Annotated in this window: 19 protein-coding genes and 1 pseudogene; 9 read left to right on the top strand and 11 right to left on the bottom strand. The window is 70.8% G+C overall.

Annotation, left to right across the window (positions count from 1 at the left end):
* Window positions 1-68: 68 nt before the first annotated feature.
* Window positions 69-1,982: a heavy metal translocating P-type ATPase gene (locus NW198_RS01915; RefSeq protein ID WP_258339792.1), complete on the top strand. Its 1,914-nt coding sequence runs from the start codon at window positions 69-71 to the stop codon at window positions 1,980-1,982.
* A 211-nt stretch (window positions 1,983-2,193) separates the two neighbouring features.
* On the opposite strand, the gene NW198_RS01910 is transcribed toward NW198_RS01915, so the two are convergent.
* Together NW198_RS01910 and NW198_RS01905 are read right to left on the bottom strand one after the other, a co-directional pair.
* A complete protein-coding gene (locus tag NW198_RS01910) occupies window positions 2,194-3,432 on the bottom strand; it encodes a glycoside hydrolase family 3 protein (RefSeq protein WP_258339791.1) in 1,239 nt (412 codons plus the stop codon).
* A 128-nt stretch (window positions 3,433-3,560) separates the two neighbouring features.
* Window positions 3,561-4,607 (bottom strand): D-alanine--D-alanine ligase family protein, encoded by a 1,047-nt coding sequence (locus tag NW198_RS01905; protein ID WP_258339790.1) that lies wholly within the window; start codon window positions 4,605-4,607, stop codon window positions 3,561-3,563.
* Between the two features lie 103 nt (window positions 4,608-4,710).
* Between NW198_RS01905 and NW198_RS01900 the strand changes: the two genes are divergently transcribed.
* Together NW198_RS01900 and NW198_RS01895 are read left to right on the top strand one after the other, a co-directional pair.
* Window positions 4,711-5,142, top strand: coding sequence for a hypothetical protein (locus tag NW198_RS01900; RefSeq protein ID WP_258339789.1), 432 nt, complete (start codon window positions 4,711-4,713; stop codon window positions 5,140-5,142).
* 236 nt (window positions 5,143-5,378) lie between these two features.
* Window positions 5,379-6,392: a dipeptidase gene (locus NW198_RS01895; RefSeq protein WP_258339788.1), complete on the top strand. Its 1,014-nt coding sequence runs from the start codon at window positions 5,379-5,381 to the stop codon at window positions 6,390-6,392.
* 228 nt (window positions 6,393-6,620) lie between these two features.
* Here the strand turns inward: NW198_RS01895 and NW198_RS01890 are convergent, their stop codons facing one another.
* Genes NW198_RS01890 through NW198_RS01875 form a run of 4 tightly spaced genes read right to left on the bottom strand, consistent with a single transcriptional unit; the run spans window position 6,621 to window position 9,548 of the window.
* Window positions 6,621-7,163: an ECF transporter S component gene (locus NW198_RS01890; protein WP_087316807.1), complete on the bottom strand. Its 543-nt coding sequence runs from the start codon at window positions 7,161-7,163 to the stop codon at window positions 6,621-6,623.
* Window positions 7,160-7,891 carry an energy-coupling factor transporter transmembrane protein EcfT gene (locus tag NW198_RS01885; protein WP_258339787.1) on the bottom strand — a complete coding sequence of 244 codons (732 nt, stop codon included), beginning with the start codon at window positions 7,889-7,891 and terminating at the stop codon, window positions 7,160-7,162. The genes NW198_RS01890 and NW198_RS01885 overlap by 4 nt, the downstream gene beginning before the upstream one ends.
* On the bottom strand, window positions 7,888-8,733 hold the full coding sequence (locus NW198_RS01880) for an energy-coupling factor ABC transporter ATP-binding protein (RefSeq protein WP_258339786.1): 846 nt from the start codon (window positions 8,731-8,733) through the stop codon (window positions 7,888-7,890). Before NW198_RS01880 ends, NW198_RS01885 begins: the two co-directional genes overlap by 4 nt.
* The gene (locus NW198_RS01875; protein WP_258339785.1) at window positions 8,724-9,548 is read right to left on the bottom strand and encodes an ATP-binding cassette domain-containing protein; all 825 of its coding nucleotides are present in this window, start codon (window positions 9,546-9,548) and stop codon (window positions 8,724-8,726) included. The genes NW198_RS01880 and NW198_RS01875 overlap by 10 nt, the downstream gene beginning before the upstream one ends.
* A 171-nt stretch (window positions 9,549-9,719) precedes the next feature.
* Between NW198_RS01875 and NW198_RS01870 the strand changes: the two genes are divergently transcribed.
* The 4 genes from NW198_RS01870 to NW198_RS01855 all read left to right on the top strand — a co-directional run bounded on the left by NW198_RS01870 (window position 9,720) and on the right by NW198_RS01855 (window position 17,019).
* Window positions 9,720-10,532 carry a xanthine dehydrogenase family protein subunit M gene (locus tag NW198_RS01870; protein WP_087316814.1) on the top strand — a complete coding sequence of 271 codons (813 nt, stop codon included), beginning with the start codon at window positions 9,720-9,722 and terminating at the stop codon, window positions 10,530-10,532.
* A gap of 5 nt (window positions 10,533-10,537) precedes the next feature.
* Entirely contained in the window at window positions 10,538-13,333 is a 2,796-nt protein-coding gene (locus tag NW198_RS01865) for a molybdopterin cofactor-binding domain-containing protein (protein ID WP_258339784.1), read from the top strand.
* A gap of 198 nt (window positions 13,334-13,531) precedes the next feature.
* On the top strand, window positions 13,532-15,262 hold the full coding sequence (locus NW198_RS01860) for an ABC transporter ATP-binding protein (protein WP_258339783.1): 1,731 nt from the start codon (window positions 13,532-13,534) through the stop codon (window positions 15,260-15,262).
* Window positions 15,259-17,019, top strand: a complete 1,761-nt coding sequence (locus NW198_RS01855; protein WP_258339782.1) for an ABC transporter ATP-binding protein — start codon at window positions 15,259-15,261, stop codon at window positions 17,017-17,019. Before NW198_RS01860 ends, NW198_RS01855 begins: the two co-directional genes overlap by 4 nt.
* Window positions 17,020-17,373: 354 nt before the next feature.
* Here the strand turns inward: NW198_RS01855 and NW198_RS01850 are convergent, their stop codons facing one another.
* Window positions 17,374-17,583 (bottom strand): hypothetical protein, encoded by a 210-nt coding sequence (locus NW198_RS01850; RefSeq protein ID WP_087316819.1) that lies wholly within the window; start codon window positions 17,581-17,583, stop codon window positions 17,374-17,376.
* A complete protein-coding gene (locus NW198_RS01845; protein WP_087316821.1) occupies window positions 17,583-17,933 on the bottom strand; it encodes a hypothetical protein in 351 nt (116 codons plus the stop codon). The genes NW198_RS01850 and NW198_RS01845 overlap by 1 nt, the downstream gene beginning before the upstream one ends.
* Before the next feature lie 124 nt (window positions 17,934-18,057).
* Between NW198_RS01845 and NW198_RS01840 the strand changes: the two genes are divergently transcribed.
* Entirely contained in the window at window positions 18,058-18,771 is a 714-nt protein-coding gene (locus NW198_RS01840; RefSeq protein ID WP_087316823.1) for a response regulator transcription factor, read from the top strand.
* Window positions 18,761-19,951 carry a cell wall metabolism sensor histidine kinase WalK gene (locus NW198_RS01835; RefSeq protein WP_258339781.1) on the top strand — a complete coding sequence of 397 codons (1,191 nt, stop codon included), beginning with the start codon at window positions 18,761-18,763 and terminating at the stop codon, window positions 19,949-19,951. Before NW198_RS01840 ends, NW198_RS01835 begins: the two co-directional genes overlap by 11 nt.
* Here NW198_RS01835 and NW198_RS01830 read toward each other — a convergent pair.
* From NW198_RS01830 to NW198_RS09645, 3 genes and pseudogenes are all read right to left on the bottom strand, one after another.
* Complete coding sequence (locus NW198_RS01830; protein ID WP_258339780.1) at window positions 19,943-20,632, bottom strand: C39 family peptidase; 690 nt, start codon at window positions 20,630-20,632, stop codon at window positions 19,943-19,945. The two genes, NW198_RS01835 and NW198_RS01830, sit on opposite strands and share 9 nt — an antisense overlap.
* 852 nt (window positions 20,633-21,484) lie before the next feature.
* On the bottom strand, window positions 21,485-21,967 hold the full coding sequence (locus NW198_RS01825; protein ID WP_258339779.1) for an S-layer homology domain-containing protein: 483 nt from the start codon (window positions 21,965-21,967) through the stop codon (window positions 21,485-21,487).
* A gap of 40 nt (window positions 21,968-22,007) precedes the next feature.
* A pseudogene (locus NW198_RS09645) lies at window positions 22,008-22,220 on the bottom strand (leucine-rich repeat protein); the annotation flags it as partial.
* Window positions 22,221-22,513 lie beyond the last annotated feature (293 nt).

Below are 22,513 nucleotides of genomic sequence, written 5' to 3'. Positions count from 1 at the left end.
GACTGTCCCCAATTACCAGAATAGTTTATGTGAATTGGGGACAGCCCCCAATTAACAGAGGAGTCGTTGTGAACAAGAAGCAGCGCCGTTGGCGCAACCGCATCATCGTCGCGCTCGCCATCTTCGCGGTCGTGATGACCCTGGAGGAGACGGGCCTTCTCGCAAGCGTCTTCGGCACGCCGGGCGACGTCTACGCGAGCTTTGCGCTCTTCCTCGTCCCCTACCTCATCGCCGGCTACAAGACCCTGCTTGAGGCCGCGCGAAACATCCGACGCGGCGACCCCTTCGACGAGGCCTTCCTCATGTCCGTCGCCTCCCTCGGCGCCTTTGCCATGGTCTTCTTCCCCGACACTGACCCCCACATGGCCGAGGGCGCCGCGGTCATGCTCTTCTACCAGGTGGGCGAGCTCTTCCAGAGCTACGCCGTGGGCAAGAGCCGCAAGTCCATCTCCGCGATGATGGACATCGCCCCCGACTACGCCAACGTGGAGCGCGAGGGCGAGCTCGTGGAGGTCGACCCCGACGAGGTTGCCGTGGGAGACGTCATCGTGGTCAAGCCCGGCGAGCGCGTGCCCATTGACGGCGTGGTCGTCGAGGGCGTGAGCCAGCTCGACACCGCCGCGCTCACCGGCGAGTCGGTCCCGCGCCACGTGGAGGCAGGCGCCAGCGTCATCTCCGGCTGCATCAACATGACCGGCATGCTCCACGTGAGGACCACCAAGCCCTTCGGCGAGTCCACGGTCTCCCGCATCCTCGAGCTCGTGGAGAACGCCAGCGAGAAGAAGGCGCGGACCGAGAACTTCATCACGCGCTTCGCCCGCGTCTACACCCCCATCGTGGTCTTCGCCGCCCTCGCGCTGGCCGTGATCCCGCCACTCCTGGGCATGGGCCCCTGGACCGACTGGGTCATGCGCGGCCTCACCTTCCTCGTGGTCTCCTGCCCGTGCGCGCTCGTGATCTCGGTGCCGCTCAGCTTCTTCGGCGGCATCGGCGGCGCGTCCAGGATCGGCGTGCTCGTGAAGGGCTCGAACTACCTCGAGATGCTCGCCAAGGTGGACACCGTGGTCTTTGACAAGACCGGGACGCTCACCTCCGGCACCTTCAACGTGGTGGCCGTCCACCCCGAGGCCGGCGTGGACCCGGACTACGTCCTCTCCTACGCCGCCCACGCCGAGGCCTTCTCTGACCACCCGATCGCCGTCTCGGTGCGCGCCGCCTACTCCGGGAGGATCGACCAGTCGCGCATCGCCGACGTGCGCGAGGAGTCCGGCCACGGCGTGACCGCCCGCGTGGACGAGCACGTGGTCATGGTGGGCAACGACAAGCTCATGGCCGAGCACGGGGCGCGCTGGCACGAGTGCGACCTCACCGGAACGATCCTGCACGTGAGCGTGGACGGCTCCTACGCCGGTCACATCGTGATCGCCGACGTGGTGAAAGACGACGCCGCCCAGGCCATCGCCAGCCTGCACGCCACCGGCGTCAAGAGGTGCGTCATGCTCACCGGCGACCGGCGCGACGTGGCGCAGGCCGTGGGCAGGCGCCTCGGACTCGACGAGGTCCACGCTCAGCTCCTGCCCGAGGACAAGGTCGTCGAGGTCGAGCGCCTGCTCGCGAACGAGGCCGAGGGGCACCGGCTCGCCTTCGTGGGCGACGGCATCAACGACGCGCCCGTGCTCATGCGCGCCGACGTGGGCATCGCGATGGGCGCGATGGGCTCCGACGCGGCCATCGAGGCGGCCGACGTGGTCCTCATGGACGACCACCCCTCCAAGATCGCCCTCGCCATGCGCGTCGCGCGACGGACCATGCGCATCGTATGGCAAAACATCGTCTTTGCCATCGGCGTGAAGGTCATAATCCTCGCGCTCGCGGCGGTGGGCGTGGCCAACATGTGGCTCGCGGTCTTTGGTGACGTGGGCGTGGCGATCATCGCGATTCTGAACGCCATGCGCTGCATGCGGGTCAAGAGGGACCAGTAGCCCGCGCGCGACTGCGGCGCGCCGCCCTGCGGACCCACGTTGGGCGGCGCGCCTCGCCCTCTGGCAGCCCCTTCGAAACGTGCGACCGATCGTCCGACGGCGCTAGCAGAAATCCGAGACTTCCCGCAGCGCTTTCCCTCGTGAGCGCGGAGGAAATCTCGGATTTCTGTAACGGGGCGAGCGTCGGGGCGGCCAAGAGAGGGGCGGCCCGCTACAGGCGCTCGAGCTTGGTGCGCAGGACGCGGAGCACGGAGGCGTCGATACGCTCCTCAGTGAGCTCGCCTGCGGCCACGGCGTCGAGGACGCCCTGGTAGGCGGCGTGCAGGTCCTCCGGCATGAGCACCATGTCCACGCCCGCCAAAAGCGGCTCCACGCCGAGCCGGTCGAGCGACACCGACTCCAGGGCCGCGCCCATCGCCATCGAGTCGGTGATGATGATCCCCTCGTAGCCGAGCTCGTCGCGCAGCAGGTCGGTCACGACCTCGTGGGAGAGCGTGGCGGGGTCGTCGTCGCCGGTGATGCTCGGCAGCGAGAGGTGGCCCACCATCACGAACGGCACGTCCGCCGCGATCGCCGCCTCGAACGGCCGCAGCTCCTCCGCCCGCAGCTCGTCGAGGGTCCTCTCGGAGTAGATGCGGCCGTCGTGCGAGTCTCCCGCGGCGCCGCCGATGCCCGGGAAGTGCTTCGCCGCGCAGAGCACCCCGCCCGAGGCGAAGCCCTCCACCTGCGCGGCGACCATCGGGGCCACGACGTCGGCGGTGGCGCCGAAGGAGCGCCGGCCCATCGTGCCGGCCGGGTTGCTGGCGATGTCGGCATCCGGCGCAAAGTCCACGTTGAAGCCGAGGTAGTCGAGATAGGTGGCGATGTGGGTGGCCACCTCGCGCGCGTACTCAGTGTCGCCGGTGGCGCCCACGTCGCACATGTCGCCCACGTTGTCCACGCCAAAGCCGGGGTTGCCGCCCACGCGCGAGACCGTGCCTCCCTCCTCGTCCACGCACAGAAACGGGGGCACCCCGCTGGCTTCCTCGGCGTAGCGCGCGGTGTTGGCGAGCATCTCGCGCGTCTGGTCGGCGTCCACGAGGTTGGCGGCAAAGTAGCAGAAGCCGCCGACGGGCAGCTCCTCGAGCGCGGCGCGCGTGGCATCGCCGGCCGCCGTCTGCACGCCCACTCCCGTGAGCGCCTCGGGCCGCACCACAAAGAGCTGCGCCACCTTCTGCTCGAGCGTCATGGAGCCGAGAAGGGCCTGCGCCTCGTCGGCCTCCGCGGGCGCGTCCTGTGCGTCGTCCGCGGGCGCGTCGTCCGTCTCGGGCTCCGTGCGGTCGGTCGCCTCGGGGGGCTCGACGGGGTCAGGGGTCGTCGTCTCGCCCGCGCAGCCCGCCAGCGCGAGGCTCAGGCAGGAGGCGGCGGCCACGACGGCCTGACGGCGGGTGGCGAGGGAACGTCGGCTCATGGGGTCTCCTCTCTCGGGCGCTGTCGGAAGCCGCGCCGCGCGAAGCATGCGACTCTCCATTGTGCTGGACGCCGCGCCTGCCGGCCAGCGCTCAACGCGGCGTTGAGCTCCCGCGGGGCCGAGCGGCGCTAGCGGCGCGCCAGGCGGTCCTCGATGAGCCCGGCGAGGACGTCACCGAGCTCGCGACCGGCGACGCGCATCATCTGCGGGAAGCGGGAGTAGTACGTGAGGCCGGGCATGGAGTTGACCTCGTTGAAGACGACCTCGCCCTCGGGCGTGACGAAGAGGTCCACGCGCGCCAGACCCTCGCAACCGAGCGCCTCGTAGACGGCCGTGCCGGCGGCGCGCACGCGGTCCATGACGTCGGCGGGCAGCTGGGCCGGGCAGCGCAGCTCGGTGTTGGCGCCCGGGTCCTTCTCGAGGTGGATGCGGAAGAAGCCGTCTCCCGAGACGACGATCTCGTCCGGCTCGCCCATCCGCGTGCCGCGCACGGCGTCGCCCACGATGGCGCAGCCCACCTCGACGCCGGTGATGGCCTCCTCCACCGCGACCTTCTCGTCAAGGGCGAAGGCGGCGTCGAGCGCCTCGGCATAGGCGGCCGCGTCCGCGGCGCGCGAGACGCCGATCGAGGAGCCGCCGCGCGCGGGCTTCACAAAGACGGGGAAGCCGCCGCAGGCCTCGGCCGCCGCGGCGCGCGCCTCGTCGGAACAGCCGCGCCAGAGCACCTCGCAGCGAGGCGAGCGCACTCCGGCGGAGGCGGCCAGGCGGTGCGACGCGTCCTTGTCCATGCAGACGGCGCTCGCCATGACGCCGCAGCCCACGTACGGAACGCCGGCGACCTCGAGCGCGCCCTGGACCGTGCCGTCCTCGCCGCCCTGACCGTGCAGGACCGGCAGCGCCACGTCCACCGGAAGCGGCCGGGCGGCCCCGTCGGCGCAGAACTCGAAGAGCCCCTCGCCCGGGACCAGCGAGACGGGCACGCAGTCGTGCGCCTCCCACGCGCCGGTCACCTCGGCGGGGTCACCGGAGTAGCGCAGCCACCGCCCCTCGCGCGTGATGCCAATGAGGGCAAGGTCAAAGCGATCCCCCAGCGCCGCGATGACGTTGTCCGCGGACTTGCACGAGATGTCGTGCTCGGTGGAGACGCCTCCAAAGATGAGTGCAACCCTGGTCATGCTCAGCCTCTCTTCAGGAATTGTCGTGCGCCTCATTATAGGGATGGCGAGCGCCCGGCCGCGCGGTATAGTTGACCAGACCATGTCTTCATAAGGAGGAACCATGTCCAAAGAGCGCAAGCTCCTCAAGATCATCTGCCTTCTGTACGTCCTCGACGCCATCGCCTGCCTGATCTTCGGCGGCATCACGCTGGCCGGCATGGGCCTGCTCGACGCCTCCGACGTCGTGACCGTGGGCGGCATCGACTTTGGCCTGCAGGCCTGGGCCGTCATCTTCGGCATCTGGGGCATCGTCTCCGGCGTCTTCTACCTCATCTTCGCCGGCGCGGGCATCCGCGGCGCCAACACGCCGCGTAAGATCGGCCCGTTCCGCGCCATGAGCCTGATCGCCGTGATCTTCGCGGTGGTGGGCATGCTGCTCGGCGTGGCGCTGGACGGTGCGGGCGCCGACACCGTCCTGTACGTGGTCTCGATCGTCTTCGCGATCGCGTGCTTCGTGCTCGCCGGCAAGGTCAAGGAGCAGGCCGAGCGCTAGGGCCTGCCAAGAAGGGCTTCGCTTCGCGCCCGTCCCCGACCGGGGGGCGGGCGCTTTCTTGTGGCGTTGTGCGCACCGCGGCGTTGTGCGCACTTCTCGACGCTGCGCACTTCTCGGCAGCCCGTCTACCTGCGCATCTGCCGAGAAGAACCTTGAGGCCGGTGTACACATCGCCGGGGAGTGCGCACAACGGCGCGTGCTAGACTGGGCGGCACACCGCGACCGAGGGGGACCACATGGCTTATCCCGTCTTTGACCTGCACTGCGACACCGCAGACCGCCTGGCCTGGCAGACGCTTCCCGCCGACCTGCGCGCCGCGGGCGGCCGGGACTTCTACGGCCCCGGCGACGAGGCCGACCCGGGCGCCTGCCGCGAGCTCGCGCGCAACCGCTGCCACCTCTCGCTCGAGGCCGTCGGCGCCACGCCCTGGGCACAGTGCCTGGCATGCTACGTGCCCGACGAGCTCTCCCCCGAGCAGGCCGCCCGCTTCTGCGACCACGTCTTCGCCCACGCGGAGGCGCAGGCCGAGAAGAACGCGGACGCCGTGACCCTCGCGCGGAGTGCCGCCGACGTCCGCCCCGCGCTCGCCTCCGGCCGCTTCGTCGCCGTGCGCACGATCGAGAACGCGCGGATGTTCGCCGCCGACCTCGGGCTCGTGACGGCGCTCGCCGGCCGCGGCGTCCTCATGGCCTCGCTCACCTGGAACGCGGCGGGCCCACTCGCGAGCGGGCACGACTCTCACGCCGGGCTCTCCCCGATCGGCGCCTCCGCGCTCGCCGAGATGGAGCGCGCGGGCATGGCGCTCGACGTCTCCCACCTCAACGACGAGGGCTTCGCGGACGTCTGCCGCCTCGCGCGCCGTCCCTTCGCGGCGAGCCACTCCAACGCCCGCGCCGTCTGCGGCCACCCGCGCAACCTCACCGACGACCAGTTCCGCGAGATCCGCGATTGCGGCGGCGTGGTGGGCCTCAACTACTGCTGCCGCTTCCTCGCCGACGACGGCGCGCCCGAGACCGTGACCTTCGACGACGTCGCCGCCCACGTGGAGCACTGGCTCGACCTCGGCGGCGAGGACGTCGTCGCGCTGGGCTCTGACTTCGACGGCTGCGACGTGCCGGCGTTTCTGAACGGCGCCCAGACGATGCCGAGCTTCCAGGCCCTTCTCGACTTCCGCTTTGGCGAGACCGTGGCCCGCAAGCTCTGCGCCGAGAACGCCCTCGCCTTCTTCGAGCGCGTCGCCGCGGCGTAGCGTCAGAGGACCGGGGCGCCCGCGCACTTCTCGCCTCGTTCCAAAGAGATGCCCGCACTCAAGGAGTGCGGGCATCGAGTGCGGGCAGATTTTGGGCTCTGGGCGAATGAGTGCGCTCGGTCTCCCGGCGTTTGCACGCGAGTGCGTGCATCGAGTGACTGCCGGCCCGCACTTGAGAAGTGCCCTCATCGAGTGCGGGCATCGTGCAAGATGCCGAGAAGAGCGCGGCTACGCGTCCTTCTCGGGATAGCGGGGCGGGACGAGGCCGGCGCGCTCGAGCGAGACCACGATCGGCACCACAACGGCGAGCTGCAGCACGATGCCCACGAGGCTCGTGACAAACGACGCGGCGACCCAGGCCTCGAGCGAGTAGGCGCCGGGCGAGAAGATCAGCGCGCGCAGCACGCCGTTGACCACGCGGCCCGCGAGCATCGCGCCGACGAGCGAGACGTAGAGGTCGACGGTCACGTTGCCGGTGCGCACGAACTTGGCGAGCAGCCCCGCCACGAGGCCGTAGGTGAGAAGCTCGCAGGTCATGGGCGCCACCATGGGGGCGGCGGGCATGCCGGTGAGCAGGCTGGAGAGCACGGGGCCCAGCACGCCGGTGACGGCGCCGGCGACGGGCCCGGCAACGAGCCCGGAGATCATCACGGGGATGTGCATGGGCAGCCACGTGGCGCCCGCGTTGGGGATGGAGTGAAAGGCCATCGGCAGCACGATGCACAGCGCCGCGCAGACGGCTGCGATGACGATCCTCTTGACCTGACTCATGGGCGCAACTTCCTTTCCTTCCCGCCCGCGGAGGCCCGGGGCGAGGACAGTCGGTACCCGCGCGCCTCCATGGCGACGGAGAGCTCGTCGGCACGGCGGACGGCGGACACGAAGATGGGGACGAGCAGGCGTATATAACTGACGGCACGTCTCATAATACCACGAGTAGCGACGTTGCCGCAACGTATCTCCTGCGCGCGCATGAGCTGGCGGCTCTCTCGCAGGAGCGTGGGCACAAACTGGACGGTCACGCCGACGGCGAGCGCGGCGGCCTCCGTGGGAAGGCCGATCCGCCCGAGCGGGCGCAGCAGCCGGCGCACGCCCTCGACGAGCTCCTGCGGGCGCGTCGTCGCCGTGAGCAGCGTTCCCAGGACGATCACGAGCAGCGTGCGCACCACGATGCGCACGCCCTGGGCGAGGCCCTCGCAGGTGAGGTGCGCCGGCCCCAGCGAGAAGATCGGGTCGACGTCGCTGAAGAGCAGCGCGTTGAGCGCGAGCACCATGAGCAGGAACCACCGAAGCCCCCAGGCCGCGCGCGCCGCCGCACGCCACCCCACGCGCGAGAGCGCGACGAGGGCCGCCACGCCGCCGGCGGCGACGGCAAGCTCGAGCGGCGTCGTCGCGAGCACGACGAGCGCGACGCACGCGACCAGCCCCGCGAGCTTTGCCGCGGCGCTCGCCCGGTGCAGCGGCGAGTCGGCCCACACGTATCCGGCGACGCCTCTCACGTAAGCCCCCTCCCCCGCGCGATGGCGCGCGCGAGCTCCTCGGCGGTGAGCGGGGCGCCCTCCACGGGGACGCCCGCCCGGCGCAGCGCCGCGGTCGCGCGGGCCGCGCAGGCCGGCTCGAGGCCGTGCGCGCGCATCAGGTCGGCGTCGGCGAGCAGCTCGCGCGCCGGCCCGTCGAGCGTCACCCGGCCGCCCTCGAGGCACACCACGCGGTCGGCGACCTCGGCGAGGGCGTTGGCGTCATGGCTCGCCATCACGACCGTCGCCCCCTCGGCGGCCGCGGAACGCACGGCCGCGAGGCACGCGTCGCAGGCGCGGGGGTCGAGCCCGGCCGTGGGCTCGTCGAGCAGCAGCAGCGACGGCCGCGCGGCGAGGACCGACGCGATGGCGACGCGCCGCTGCTGGCCCCCGGAGAGGGCAAACGGCGAGCGGCGGCCGAGCTCGTCCATCGAAAGGCCCATGAGAGCGAGCGCGCGGGCCGCCCGCTCCCGCGCCTCCTCGGCGCCCATGCCGCGGGCGAGCAGGCCAAAGGTGAGCTCCTCGGTAACGGTGGGCTCGAAGAACTGCCGCTCGGGCAGCTGAAAGACGAGCCCCACCGACGCCGCGAGCGCCCGCGCGCCCGCGCCGCGGGCGGCGTCGAGGCCGTCGACGAGCACGCGTCCCGCGTCCGGCGCGCTCACCCCGGCCATGACCTCGAGCAGCGTCGTCTTGCCGGACCCGGTCTGCCCCATGAGCCCGCACACCCCGCCGGAGAGCTCGAGCGAGACGCCGTCGAGCGCGCGGACCCGCTCCCCCGCGGCGTCCTCGTAGCACAGGCAGATGTCCTCGAGCGTCACGCGCACAGGGCGCTCACCAGCCCCTCCACCGTCACGGGGGCGGGGCCGGAGGCCGCCCCCAGCCGGACGAGCTCGGCCCAGACGCGCGCCGGCATCGGCGGCTCGAGCCCGGCGCTCGCGAGCAGGGCCTCGTCCACGAGGACGTCCTCGGGGGCGCCCGCGGCGGCGACCTCGCCCGCCCGCATCACGACGACGCGGTCGGCGCGGGCGGCGAGCTCCATGTCGTGCGTGATCCAGATGACGGTGGCGCCGCGCTCGGCGCGGGCGCGCAGCACCGCGCGGACGAGCTCGTCGCGCCCCTGGGGGTCGATCATCGAGGTGGCCTCGTCGAGCACGATCACCTCGGGGCCGCTCGCGAGCACCCCCGCGAGCGCCACGCGCTGCTGCTGCCCGCCGGAGAGCGCGTGCACGTCGCGTCGCTCGAAGCCTGGAAGGCCCACGGCCCCCAGGGCAGCTGCCGCCGCGGCGCGCGCGTCCTTCTCGCTCATGCCAAAGTTGAGGGGCCCAAAGGCCACGTCCTCGCCCACCACGGACGAGACGAACTGGTTCTCGGGGTTCTGGAACACCATGCCGCAGGCGCGGCGCAGCTCCCAGAGCGCCTCCGGGTCCGCCGCGTCGAGCCCCGCGACCGAGAGCGCGCCTGCCTGCAGCGCGATGAGGGCGTTGAGGTGGCGGGCCAGCGTGGTCTTGCCGGAGCCGTTCTCGCCGACGATGGCGACGAGCTCGCCCGGGGCCACGTCGAGCGAGACGCCGCGCAGGTCCTGCCGACCCGGCACGTACGCGTGGCAGACGCCGCGCGCCTCCACGATCTTCTCGCCCATCTCGCCCCCTCCCGAGGATGCACAACGGCCACCCATTCTACCCGCATCGCGGACGGCTCGCCGCCGGGGACGTCGAGCGTTATAGCGACGAAAGCATAACGGACGCCCAGAAGACGCCGCCCACCTGCGGTATCATGAGGGGGTTCCCACAACAACCCATGAGGAGGACACGTGCTCAGGTTCGAGAAGTACGTCCGCCCCGAGACCCCGCGCGAGGCCTACGAGCTTTTGCAGGAGAACCGCCTCGCCACGGTGATCGGCGGCATGATGTGGCTGCGGCTCGCCGACCGCACCGTGCCGCTCGGGATCGACCTCTCCCGCTGCGGGCTCGACACGATCGAGGAGACCGACGACGCCTGGCGCATCGGCGCGATGGTGACGCTTGGCCAGCTCGAGCGCCACGAGCGCTTTGCGGCCTCCACCTGCGGCATCTTCACCGAGGCGGTCCGCGACGTTGTGGGCACGCAGTTCCGAAACCTCGCCACGGTGGGAGGCTCGGTCTGGGCGCGCATGGGCTTCTCGGACGTGGTGACGGCGTTTCTCGCGCTCGACGCCGAGGTCGAGCTCGAGGGCGCGGGCGTCATGCCAATCATCCCCTTCACGGAGCGCGGGGCGAGAAACGACCTCCTCACGCACGTGATCGTGCGCAAGCACCGCTACCAGGCGGCCTTTGCCTCCGTGCGCAACGCCGCCACGGACTTCTCTTCGCTCAACGCCGCGGCGGCCTGCTGGCAGGGCTCCTGGCACGTCACCGTGGGCGCGCGCCCCAAGAAGGCGACGCTGCTCACCGGCGGCGAGCGCATCCCGCTGCGCCGCGACTTCTCCCCCGCCGAGCTCGACGCCGTGTGCGAGCTCGCTGAGGGACTGGACTACGGCTCCGACCTGCGCGGGACGGCCGAGTGGCGCCGCCAGGTGGCGCCCGCGCTCATCCGCCGCGCCGTCGCCGCCGCGGCCGCCAAGCCCTGCGCCGAGAAGGAGGCGTAAAGCCCATGGAGATCACCCTCACCCTCAACGGCGCGACCCTCACCGAGGACGTCCGCCCGGACATGACCCTCTTTGACTTCTGCCGCGGGCACGGCTTCAAGTCCGTCAAGTGCGCCTGCGAGACCTCCAACTGCGGCCTGTGCACCGTGCTCATGGACGGCGAGCCCGTGCTCTCGTGCTCCGTCATGATGGCGCGCGCCGACGGCCACGAGGTGACCACCCTCGAGGGCATGCGCGACGGCCGCCGCGAGCTCCTGGCCCAGTGCCTCGCCGAGGAGGGCGCCGAGCAGTGCGGCTTCTGCGCGCCGGGCCTCGAGATGGCCGTGCTCGCGCTCGACGCCGCCCACGCGAGCGCCTCCGACGAGGAGGTGCGCCGCTACCTCTCCGGCAACCTCTGCCGCTGCTCGGGTTACGCGAGCCAGATGCGCGCGATCCGCCGCTTCCTGGCGCGCCACGAAAACGCCGGCGCGCTGCCGCCGCGCGAGGTGCCGGCCGACCCCGTCACCGAGTCGGGCGAGGCCCACGCGCAGATCGCGCGCCCCGTGGCGAAGAAGGACTCCGGCGCGCTTCTGGCCGGCGCGCCCGTCTACACGGCGGACCTCGCGCCCGAGGGCGCCCTCGTGGTCAAGCTCGTGCGCTCCAAGCACGCCCACGCGCTCGTCACGGGAGTGGACAAGAGCGCCGCGCTCGCGGTGCCGGGCGTCGTCGCGGTCTTTGGGCCGGACGACGTGCCCCACCACCGCTTCACCCTTGCCGGGCAGAGCTTCCCCGAGCCGAGCCCCTACGACACCGTCCTTCTCGATCGCCACGTGCGCTACGTGGGCGACGAGGTGGCCATGGTCGTCGCCGAGGACGAGGCCGCGGCCGAGGCGGGCGTGCGCGCGGTCAAGGTGACCTACGAGCAGCTGCCCGCCGTGCTCGACGTGGAGCGGGCGCTGGACAACGCCACCGTCATCCATGACGAGGGCGACTGGGCCCCCGGCGGCGACAAGTCCGGCGACCCGAGCCGCAACCTCGTGGCGCACGGCCAGCGCGTCCACGGTGACCTCGACGCCGCCTTCGCGGCCTCCGACGTGGTCATCGAGCGCACCTACCGCACGCAGGCAACGCAGCAGGCCATGATGGAGACGTTCCGCTCCTTCGCCTACACCGACGCCTTCGGGCGCCTCACCGTGGTGAGCTCCACGCAGGTGCCCTTCCACATCCGCCGCCAGGTGGCAGGCGCCCTCGGCATCCCCAAGCACCAGGTGCGCGTCATCAAGCCGCGCGTGGGCGGAGGCTTTGGCGCCAAGCAGAGCGGCTGCAACGAGCCCTTCGCCGCGTTCGCCGCGATGGCGACCGGCCGCCCGTGCGTGTGCACCTACACGCGCGAGGAGACCATGTGCTGCTCCAACACGCGCCACGAGATGGTCCTCAAGGTGCGCGTGGGCGCGCGACGCGACGGCACGATCGAGGCCATCGACCTCTACGCGCTCTCCAACGCCGGCGCCTACGGCTACCACGGCACCACCACGGTCACCCTCGTGGGCGGCAAGGCGCTGCCCATCTACAACCACGCCGCGGCGAGCCGCTTCACCTACGACGTGGCCTACACCAACACCACTCCGGGCGGCGCCTACCGCGGCTACGGCGCCACGCAAGGCTGCTTCGCCGTGGAGTCCGCGGTCAACGAGCTGGCAGACGAGCTGGGCATGGACCCGTGCGAGCTGCGCCTCAAGAACCTCGTGAAGCCCGGCGAGACCCTCTGGCAGCTCAACGACGAGCACCTCTACAGCTGCCGCCTCGACGAGTGCCTCGAGCGCGCGATGGAGATGACGGGCTGGAAGGGCCGGGCCCTCTCCGAGGACCTGGGCGACCGCGTGCGCGGCCTGGGCGTGGCGCTCACGATGCAGGGATCGGGCATCGCGATGGTCGACATCGCCAACGTCGACATCCGCCTGGAGGACGACGGCTTCTACGTCCTCTCCATCGGCGCCACCGACGTGGGCACCGGCGCGGACACCATCCTCGCCCAGATGGCAGCCGAGGCGCTCGGCTGCGACGTGGACCGCATCGTCACCAAGGGCGTGGACACCGACACCTCCCCCTTCGACACCGGCGCCTACGCCTCCTCGGGCACCTACACCACCGGCGGCGCCGTCGTGCGCGCGGCCGAGGACCTCATCCGGCAGATCCGCGAGCAGGCGGCCCGCGTCTTCGGCGTCGCGGTCGACGACGTGGAGTTCGACGGCGAGTCCGTGCGCTGCGCGGGCGCGGACGGCGCGGCGCAGGAGATGACCGTCGCCGCGCTGGCCAACAAGCTCATCGGCTTTGGCCTGCACCCCGGCATGCTCGAGGGCCACGGCACCAACGCCCAGCCCACCTCGCCGCCGCCCTACATGGCCGGCATCGCCGAGGTCGAGGTCGACAAGGCCACGGGCAAGGTCACGGTCACCGACTACGCCGCCGTCGTGGACTGCGGCACCGTCATCAACCCGGCGCTCGCTCGCGTGCAGGCCGAGGGCGGCATCGCCCAGGGCATCGGCATGGCGCTCACCGAGGACGTGAGCCGCGACGACCGCGGCAACCTGCGCACGGGGTCGTTCATGACCTACAAACTGCCCACGCGCATGGACGTGCCCGAGCCGCGCGTGGAGTTCATGCCGAGCTTCGAGCCCACCGGCCCCTTCGGCGCCAAGTCCATCGGCGAGGTCGTCATCAACACGCCCTCGCCCGCGGTCATGAGCGCCGTCGCGCACGCCACGGGCCGCTACGTGCGCGACCTGCCCATCATCCCGAGCAAGGTGCTGGCGGCGGAGTAGCCGCGCTATTCTTGCCCGCCGCTTGGCGCGCCTGACGTCACGAGCGGGTTCCGGACGGATTTCCTCGTGAGACCGTCCGGAACCCGCACGTTCTTCTCGCCAAGCCGTCTCCCGCACCTCAACCGACCCACACACCGAGAAGGACGTGCGGCTCGCCCACGCTAGAATGGAAGGGTTGCGAACCCGACCGGAGGCCACATGTTCAAGCTCAGGAGATACCTCGCGGGGCACTACGTCGAGTGCGTGCTCGCCCCGCTGTTCAAGGGGCTCGAGGCGCTGCTGCAGCTTCTCGTCCCCCTCGTCATGGCGCAGGTGATCGACATCGGCATCGCCAGCCACGACGCCGGCTACGTGCTCGGGCACGGCGCGCTGCTCGTGGGCGTGGGCGTCTTCGCGTGGGTCATCTCGGTGACCGCGCAGTACTTCTGCTCCAAGCTGGCCTCGGCCTTTGGCACCGCGATGCGCGACGACCTCTTCCGCCACGTGCTCAGCCTCTCGCGCGAGGACGTCGAGCGCATCGGCCGTGCGAGCCTCGTGACGCGCATCACCAACGACTCTCAGCAGGTGCAGGACGGCCTCAACATGTTTTTCAGGCTCATCCTGCGCTCCCCCTTCGTGACCTTTGGCACCGTCATCGCGGCGTTTCTCGTGGACGGCCTGGAGGGCGCGGCGCTGCTCGTCGCCGTGCTCGTGTCCGGCGCCATCGTCATGGGCTTCATGCGCGTGACGACCGAGCGCTACCGCCAGATCCAGCGCGGCCTCGACGAGGTGCAGCTGCGCGTCTCCGAGAACCTTGAGGGTGCCCGCGTGCTGCGCGCCTTCCGCCGCGAGGACGGCGAGCGCGTCGACTTTGCCGAGGCCGCCGGCGCCGTGCGCGCCCGCCAGGTCTCGACCGGCGACCTCTCCGCCCTCGTGAACCCGCTCACCTACGCGGCCATCAACTGCGGGCTCATCGCCCTGCTGTGGATCGGCGGCGGCCAGGTGAGCGTCGGGCACCTCACGCAGGGCCAGCTCGTGGCCCTCGTGAGCTACGTGAGCCAGGCACTCGTGGAGCTGCTCAAGCTCACCAACCTCATCATGCTGCTCTCGCGCGCCTCCGCCTGCGCCCGTCGCGTGAACGAGGTCTTCGAGACTACCCCGTCCATGGCCGACGGCGCCCGCGAGGCCTCGCTCGTCCCCGGCGAGCCCGCCGTCGCCTTCGACGACGTGAGCTTCACCTACCCCGGCGGCGCGGGCCACGCGCTCAGCCACGTGACCTTCTCGCTGATGCCCGGGCAGACGCTCGGCGTGATCGGCGGCACGGGCTCGGGCAAGTCCACCCTCGCGAGCCTGCTCATGCGCTTCTACGACGTCACCGAGGGCGTCGTGCGCGTGGGCGGCGCCGACGTCCGCGAGCTCACGCGGAGGAGCCTGCGGCGCGTGGTCTCGCTCGTGGAGCAGGGGGCGACGCTCTTCTCGGGCACCATCGCCTCCAACCTGCGCTGGGGCGGCCCGGACGCGGGCGAGAAGGACCTGCGCGCCGCGCTCGAGACCGCGCAGGCCGCAGGCGTCGTCGACGGCAAGGAGGGCGGCCTCGAGGCAGAGGTCGAGCAGTTCGGCCGCAACTTCTCGGGCGGCCAGCGCCAGCGCCTCGCCGTCGCGCGCACCCTCGCGCGTCGCCCGGGCGTGCTCGTGCTTGACGACGCTTCCTCGGCGCTCGACTTTGCCACCGACGCCGCGCTGCGCCGCGCCATCCGACGCGACTGCGCGGACGCCGCCGTCATCATGATCTCCCAGCGCGTGACCACCGTCCGCCAGGCCGACCAGATCATCGTGCTCGACGGCGGGCGCCAGGCGGGCCTGGGCACCCACGAGGAGCTACTGCGCGACTGCCCGGTCTACCGGGAGATCTGCGAGTCCCAGCTCACCGCAGAGGAGGTGGCGCGATGAGCGAGAAGAACGCGAGGAAGGCGCCGGACGGCACGGTGCGTCGCGTGGTCGGGCTCTTCTCGGGGGAGGCGCCGCGGCTTCTTGGCGCGGCCCTGCTCACGGTGGCCGTGGTCGTGGGGACGCTCTCGCTGCCCGTGCTCTCCGGGCGCGCCGTCGACTGCGTGGTGGGGCCGGGGCAGGTGGACTTTGCCGGCCTGCGCGAGACGCTCGCCTGGATTGCCGTGGCCCTCGGCGCGACGGCGGCGAGCCAGTGGGCGCTCACCGCGCTCACCAACCGGCTCGTCTTTGGCGCCACGATGGGGCTGCGCCGCCGTGCCTTCGACCACCTGCAGGAGCTTCCCCTCTCATACCTCGACGCGCACGGACACGGCGACCTCGCGAGCCGCATCGTCACCGACGCCGACATGCTCGGCAACGGCCTGCTCATGGCGTTCCAGCAGCTTCCGGTGGGCGTCCTCACCATCGTGGTGACGCTCGTCTTCATGTTCGCGCTCAACCCCGCGATCGCCGCGGTGGTCGCGCTGCTCACGCCCGTCTCGATCTTCACGGCGCGCTTCATCGCCACGCACAGTGCCAAGCACTTCTCGGGCCAGACCCGCCTGCGCGGCGAGCTCACCGCCTACGTCGAGGAGATGGTCGGCGGCATCTCTGCCGTGGAGACCTTCGAGATGCAGGGCAGCGTACATGCGCGCTTCGCCGAGACCGACGCCGCGCTCGGGCAGGAGAGCTTCAAGGCGGTGTTCTTCTCGTCCCTGGTCAACCCCACCACGCGCTTTGCGAACGCGCTGGTCTACGCCGCCATCGGCATCTTTGGCGCGTTCGTCGCCATGGGCGGCGGCATCACGGTGGGCGGGCTCTCGGCCTTCCTGGGCTACGCCGATCAGTACGCCAAGCCGTTCAACGACATCTCGGGCGTGGCGACCGAGCTCCAGAACTCCGTCGCGTGCGCGCGGCGACTCTTTTCCCTGCTCGACGTGCCCGCCGAGGAGCCGGACGCCGAGGGGGCAGCCGTGCTCGACGCGCCGCGCGGCGAGGTTGCCTTTGACCACGTCGCCTTTGGCTATGACCCCGACCACCTGGTGCTGCGCGACGTCGACCTCGCCGTGCGCCCGGGCATGAGGATCGCCCTCGTGGGCGAGACGGGCTGCGGCAAGACCACCCTCATCAACCTGCTGATGCGCTTCTACGACGTCAACGGCGGCAGCGTCTCCGTGGACGAGCGCGACGTGCGCGAATGGACGCGCGAGAGCCTGCGCGCGAGCTGGGGCATGGTCCTGCAGGACACCTGGGTGCGCCGCGCGACGGTACGCGAGAACGTCTCTTTGGGGAGGCCCGACGCCACCCTCGAGGAGGTGCGCGCCGCCTGCCGTGAGGCGTACGCGGACGACTTCATCATGCGTCTGCCCCAGGGCTACGACACGGTGCTCGACGGTTCGGCCTCGCTCTCGGCGGGCCAGCGCCAGCTGCTGTGCATCGCGCGCGTCATGCTCGCGCGGCCGGCGATGCTGATCCTCGACGAGGCCACGTCCAACATCGACACGCGCACGGAGCTGCTGGTGCAGCGCGCCTTCGAGAGCCTCATGGAGGGGCGCACGAGCTTTGTGGTGGCGCACCGCCTCTCCACCGTGCGCGACGCCGACCTCATCTGCGTGGTCGCCGACGGAAAGATCGCCGAGCGCGGCACCCACGACGAGCTGCTCGCCGCGGGCGGACGCTACCGCAGGATCTACGAGGCGCAGTTCGCGCCCGCGGAGTAGGGTCGCGGGCGCCCGGGCGCCTATCCTTGCCGCTCGGCGACGACGAGCTGCGCCGACGCGCCACGCTCGGCGCCCGCCTGTCCTCCGCGGGCCTCGAGCGCTGCCTCGGGCCGCTGCAAAACTGAGCTTCAGTCCATATTGCGGGCGCGCTCGAGACAAAACCTCGCTTCGATCCATGCAAAACGGCGCCTCTGAGCCGATTCTGCCCAAGCCAATTTTGCGCCAACTGGGAAAACGTCGTCCGGCTGGCCTCGCGACCCCCAAAATGTCATGGATCGAAGGCGCGTTTTGTTTCGAGCGGCCCCGCAATATGGACTGAAGCGGACTTTTGCAGACGAATCCGCGGCCCAGGGGCTACAGCCCACGCTCCGTGAGGCGCGCGTCGATCTCCTTGAGCGTGATGCGCGCGGCGAAGAGCTGGCGATAGGTCGCCGTCTTCACCTTGCCGTCCGTGGCGAGCTCGTCCATGCGGGCCTTGGTCGACGCGAGCTCAGCGCGCACGTCTTCGGCGAAGGCGTCAAACGCCGCCAGGCGCGCGGCGTCGTCGAGCGCGGGCTCCCCCATCAGAAGTTCGCACCGTTCCAGCCAAAGTTGGCCGTCGAGTCGTAGCGGATGTAGAGGCGCGAGGGGTCCACGCCCAGTTCACGCGAGATGACGGGCGTGACCTCCTCGGTGAAGCGCTTCCACGCGGAGGCGGGCACCTCGGAGCGCGCGAACACGCCGACCTCGACGTAGGCGGAGGGCTCGGAGTCATCACCGGCGAAGTAGATCGGCGTCTCGTCGTTGAAGACGCACATGAGCCAGGCCTCGGACTTGCCGGGAACGGCCTCGATGGCCTTGCCGTAGGCAACCTTCAGCGCCTCGCGGGCAGCATCGGAGATGGGCTCGGAGCAATAGGTGTGAACGACGGGCATGCGGGCCTCCTTCTCGTCGGGGACTCCCCACAATCTAGCACGACTCCCGTGCGCCCTTAAGCAAACCTTAGGAACCGCCGCTCGCCTCTCGCGTATCCTTGTGGCGGACATGAGAGGAGGGCGCATGGGCGCACGGGTGCTGGTGGTGGACGACGAGCCGGAGATCTGCGAGCTCGTGCGCATCTACCTCGAGGCGGAGGGTCTCGAGGTGGAGGCGCTCGGGGACGGCGCCGCGGCGATCGAGCGGGTGACGGACGACGCCGCGCCGCGGATAGACCTCGCGGTGCTCGACGTCATGTTGCCCGGCGCAAGCGGCCTCGAGGTCTGCCGAGCCATCCGCGGGCACCACAGCTATCCGGTGATCATGCTCACGGCCCGCGGGGAGCAGGCGGACAAGATCGCCGGCCTCACCCTGGGCGCGGACGACTACGTGACCAAGCCCTTCCTGCCGCTTGAGCTCGTGGCGCGCGTGAAGGCGCAGCTCAGGCGCTATACCACCTACAACGCCGCCGCGACCGAGGGGCGTCAGCGCGACGGCATCATCACGTGTCGCGGCCTTGTGCTCGACGTGCCGGCCCACGAGGCGACCCTCAACGAGCGCCCGCTCGCCCTCACGCCGACGGAGTTCTCCCTGCTTCGGATCCTGCTCGAGGCGGACGGCGCGGTCGTCTCCGCCCGCGAGCTCTACCAGCGCATCTTTGGCGACGAGTACTACGAGCGCGGCTCGGGCTCCATCACCGTGCACGTGCGTCACCTGCGCGAGAAGATGGGCGACTCCTTCGAGGACCCGCGCTACATCAAGACCGTCTGGGGATTGGGGTACAAGATTGAGCACTAGCGAGGAGAGCGGCGGGGCGCGGCCAATAATCTTGACCGTCGCGATGGTGGCGGGCGCGATTCTGGTTGCGTCGGCGGCGTTCAGCACAGTCTTCGGCTTTGTGGACAAGGCCTGGAACGGCTCGTTCATGGACTGGCTGGCCCCTCAGATCCTGAACCTCAACAACCTGAACGAATTTGGCATCTGGCCGGAGATGGTGCTGGACGTCACTGGCATCAAGTACTTCTTTATGCAGCTCGGCATCTGCGGCATTGTGCTTCTCGCCGTGGGCTGTGCGGTGGCTTCCGTCCTCTCCGCCCGACGCGCCCGCCAAGAGGAGCGCACCCGCGCCGCCGAGCTGATGCGCGTCTTTCTCGCCCACGACCTCGAGGCCCACGAGGCGTTCCCGCCCGGCTGGGAGGAGCTCGCGCTCGTCGCCGCCGACGCCAAGCGCTCCGCCGCCGAGCGCGAGCGCCGGCTCGCCGACGAGTCCGCGCGCAGAAGCGACCTCGTGACCTACCTCGCGCACGACCTCAAGACGCCGCTGACCTCGGTGATCGGCTACCTTTCGCTGCTTGACGAGGTGCCGGACATGCCCGAGGCGCAGCGCGTCCGCTACACGGGCGTCGCGCTCGACAAGGCGTGCCGGCTCGAGCGCCTGGTGAACGAGTTCTTTGACATCACGCGCTACAGCCTCAGCAACATCGAGCTGGAGCTCGCGCCCGTGGACCTCGCCGGGCTCCTCGTCCAGCTCGCCGACGAGTTCTACCCGGCGCTCTCGGCCCACGGCAACGTGGCGCAGGTGACGGTGGCGGGCACGGCCCGGACCGTCGAGGAGCCCGGCGAGCCGCTCGAGATCACCGCAGACGCCGCGCGGCTCGCGCGCGTCTTTGGCAACCTGCTGCGCAACGCCATCGCCTACAGCGACGAGGGCACGCCCGTGGAGATCAAGGCGACAACGGAGGAGGGCCGCGTCATCGTCACCGTCTCCGACACGGGCGCGACCATCCCCTCCCACAAGCTCCGGGCGATCTTCGACCGCTTCTTCCGGCTGGACGAGTCCCGCGGGAGCGCCACCGGCGGCGCCGGCCTCGGCCTTGCGATCGCCCGCGAGATCGTGCGGCTGCACGGCGGCACCATCTCCGCCGCGAGCGAGAACGGTCGCACGACCTTCACCGTGGAGCTGCCGACCTCACGCTGAGAACGCCCAGAGGTTCAGGCACTGACCGAGCACGCGCTCGAGATCCCAGGCACGCCCGCTGCGCTCGGCGCTGTTGGGGTCGTGCACGACGACCTCGCCGTCCTCGGTCAGGCCTGCCAGCACGATGAAGTGCCCCGTGGTGGTGAAGTCTCCCGGGCCCACGCTGCAGATGACGGGACTGCCGGCGAGAAGCGCCTCGCGCACGGAGCCCGGCGAGGCGGGCAGCTCCTCCGACGCGAGCCCCAGCCCCGCCGCGCCCTCGGTCATGAGGGCCCATGCCGTCATCCCGTCGACCGCGTAGCCCCCACGCTCGGCAAAGTCCGCCATGGCAGCGGGGTCGAGGTCGCCTCGCCCGGTGAGCACCACGTAGACCATCGAGAGGCACGTGGGGCCGCACCCGTTCTTCTCGATGGTGCCGCCGGCATAGGGATGGTCCGCCCACTGCGGGTCGGTCTGATAGAGGAAGGGGGTCTCGCCGGCGCGCCAGTCCGCGCGCGGTGTGGAGTGGGCTGGCGTCGTATTTCCCGCCTGTCCTGGCCCGCTTGTCACAGAGGTCGTCGCAAACCAGGTGATGACGGCGAGCGCGACCACCAACACCCCGGCGACTCCAAGAACAAGCGGCACGCGGCGCGCCCTCCTGCGACTGACGTATCTTCTCGGCGCGATGCGCATCGTGCTCATGGGGCCTCCCCTGACGTGGTTTTGACCAAGCCTAGGGTCGGGCCCCATAACCGCGCATGAACCGATTGCTAAACCTTTCCTAAGGCGCTTGCCGGTTGCCACGCGCGGGGCGGCGAGGGCGCGTCGATGGGGTGAGGCCGCTTACGGATCCCCGCGTATCGCGCGGATGTGCCGTAGGGCACTTAGTCTTTGCCGCGCATCGCGCGGAGCGGGGCGCGGTTGCTTACGGATCGGCGGGCGTCGCGCACGGGAGCGCCGTCGCGCTTAACGATTCCCGCCTATCGCGCGAGGCGGGCCCCCTTCGACCGCGAGCCGCTGCGATGCGCGGCAATCGTTAAGCGCCGAGAAGAGCGTCCGTGCGATGGGCGAGGACGATTAAGCGCCGCAGGCGAAGGGGACGGGAGCCGGTTGCGGGTGGCGGCGCAGACGCGTTGCGAGTTTTGGGGCCAGGGCACGGCGGCGCGAGGCGGCGTTGCGAATAATGCGGCCAGGGCAGGCGGGCGCAGCGGCAGACGGGTCGCGAGCGCCACGAAGGGCCCGCAGACACCGGAAACGTTGCGGAATCGCGAGTCGTGGCGCGACGCGGACGCGCGCATCCCGCCCGGCGGCGGCGCGCGGCCCTGGGCGGCGTGCCACGGCCCCGGAAAGCGCGACGCCCCGGAGAAGAATCGTGCCCTGGCCAGAGAAAGCGAAACAGGGGCGAGAAGGACGCGCGGCCATGAGGCGCGGGCCGCGCAAGAGGAGGGGCGCCGGGCCGCTGTCGGCCCGGCGCCCCCGGGGGTCGTGCCTGGCTGACGTTCCCCTACCCGCGGGTCTCCCAGTTCCAGAGGATGGCCGCGCCCTCGGAGCGGGTCAGGGCGCGCCGGGCTCGAGGCCTGTGGCGCCGCCGCCGAAGACGCCCTCGGCGACGGCCCAGCTCATGGCGTCGCGGGCCCAGGCGGAGAGGTCGCCGACGTCGGAGAAGGACGAGAGGTCGGCACGGGCGGAGACGTCCTCGCCCGCGGCCGCGGCGCGGTTGTAGAGCACGCACGCGGCCTGCTCTCGGGTGATGGCGCCGGAGGGCGAGAAGGACCCGTCGCCGTTGCCGCTGAAGACGCCCTCGGCGAGCGCCCAGGCGACGCCGTTGGCGTACCACTCGCCGGCAGGCACGTCGGACGGGAGCCCCTCGAGGTCCGCCTCGGGCTCGCCGGCAAGGCGGCAGAGGATGGTCGCCATCTCGGCGCGGGTCAGGGTGTTGCCCGGCCCGAAGGTCCCGTCGCCGTAGCCCAGGATCGCGCCGCTCGTGACCGCCCAGTCCACTGCATCGTGGTACCACTCGGCAGCCGGAGAACGCACCTACGCCTATGGACTCGAGCGTCGAGGGCAGTTCCACGGACGTGAGCGACCGGCAACCATCGAATGCATCCTCCCCTATCGACGTCACTCCCTCCTCGAGGTCGGCGCTGACGAGGTTGTACATCCCGTTAAACGCATACTCCCCCACCGAGATCACGCCGCCGCCGACGGTCACGCTCGTAACCTCGTGTGAATAGACTGACCACGGAGTTGAGATTACTAGAGCACTTCCCGAAGACCCGAAGTCCGGCATCGGGCCCGGGCCCTCGATGACGAGCTCGCCGGCATTGTCGAGCGTCCAGGTAAGCTTGCCCTCCTCGTCAACCCGGCCCGAAGCAATCTCCTCCGCCCGCGCCACTCCCGGCGCCGCGCCGAGCGCGACGACGCACGCCAGCAGGCACGCGAGAAACCAGCCAAAGCCCCGCGAAGTCCGTCCCATGAGACCTCCCCACGCGCGCGGGGAATGAGACGACCCCCCCCCCGCAGTCAAAAATGTATCTACGAATATAATTTCGCAGGCAATCGGCACACGACGCAACGCCTCAC

Origin of the sequence: Thermophilibacter sp. ET337 (assembly GCF_024733715.1) — a bacterium.
Classification (GTDB): Bacteria; Actinomycetota; Coriobacteriia; order Coriobacteriales; family Atopobiaceae; genus Thermophilibacter.
This window is presented reverse-complemented; position numbering and strand designations above follow the sequence as displayed.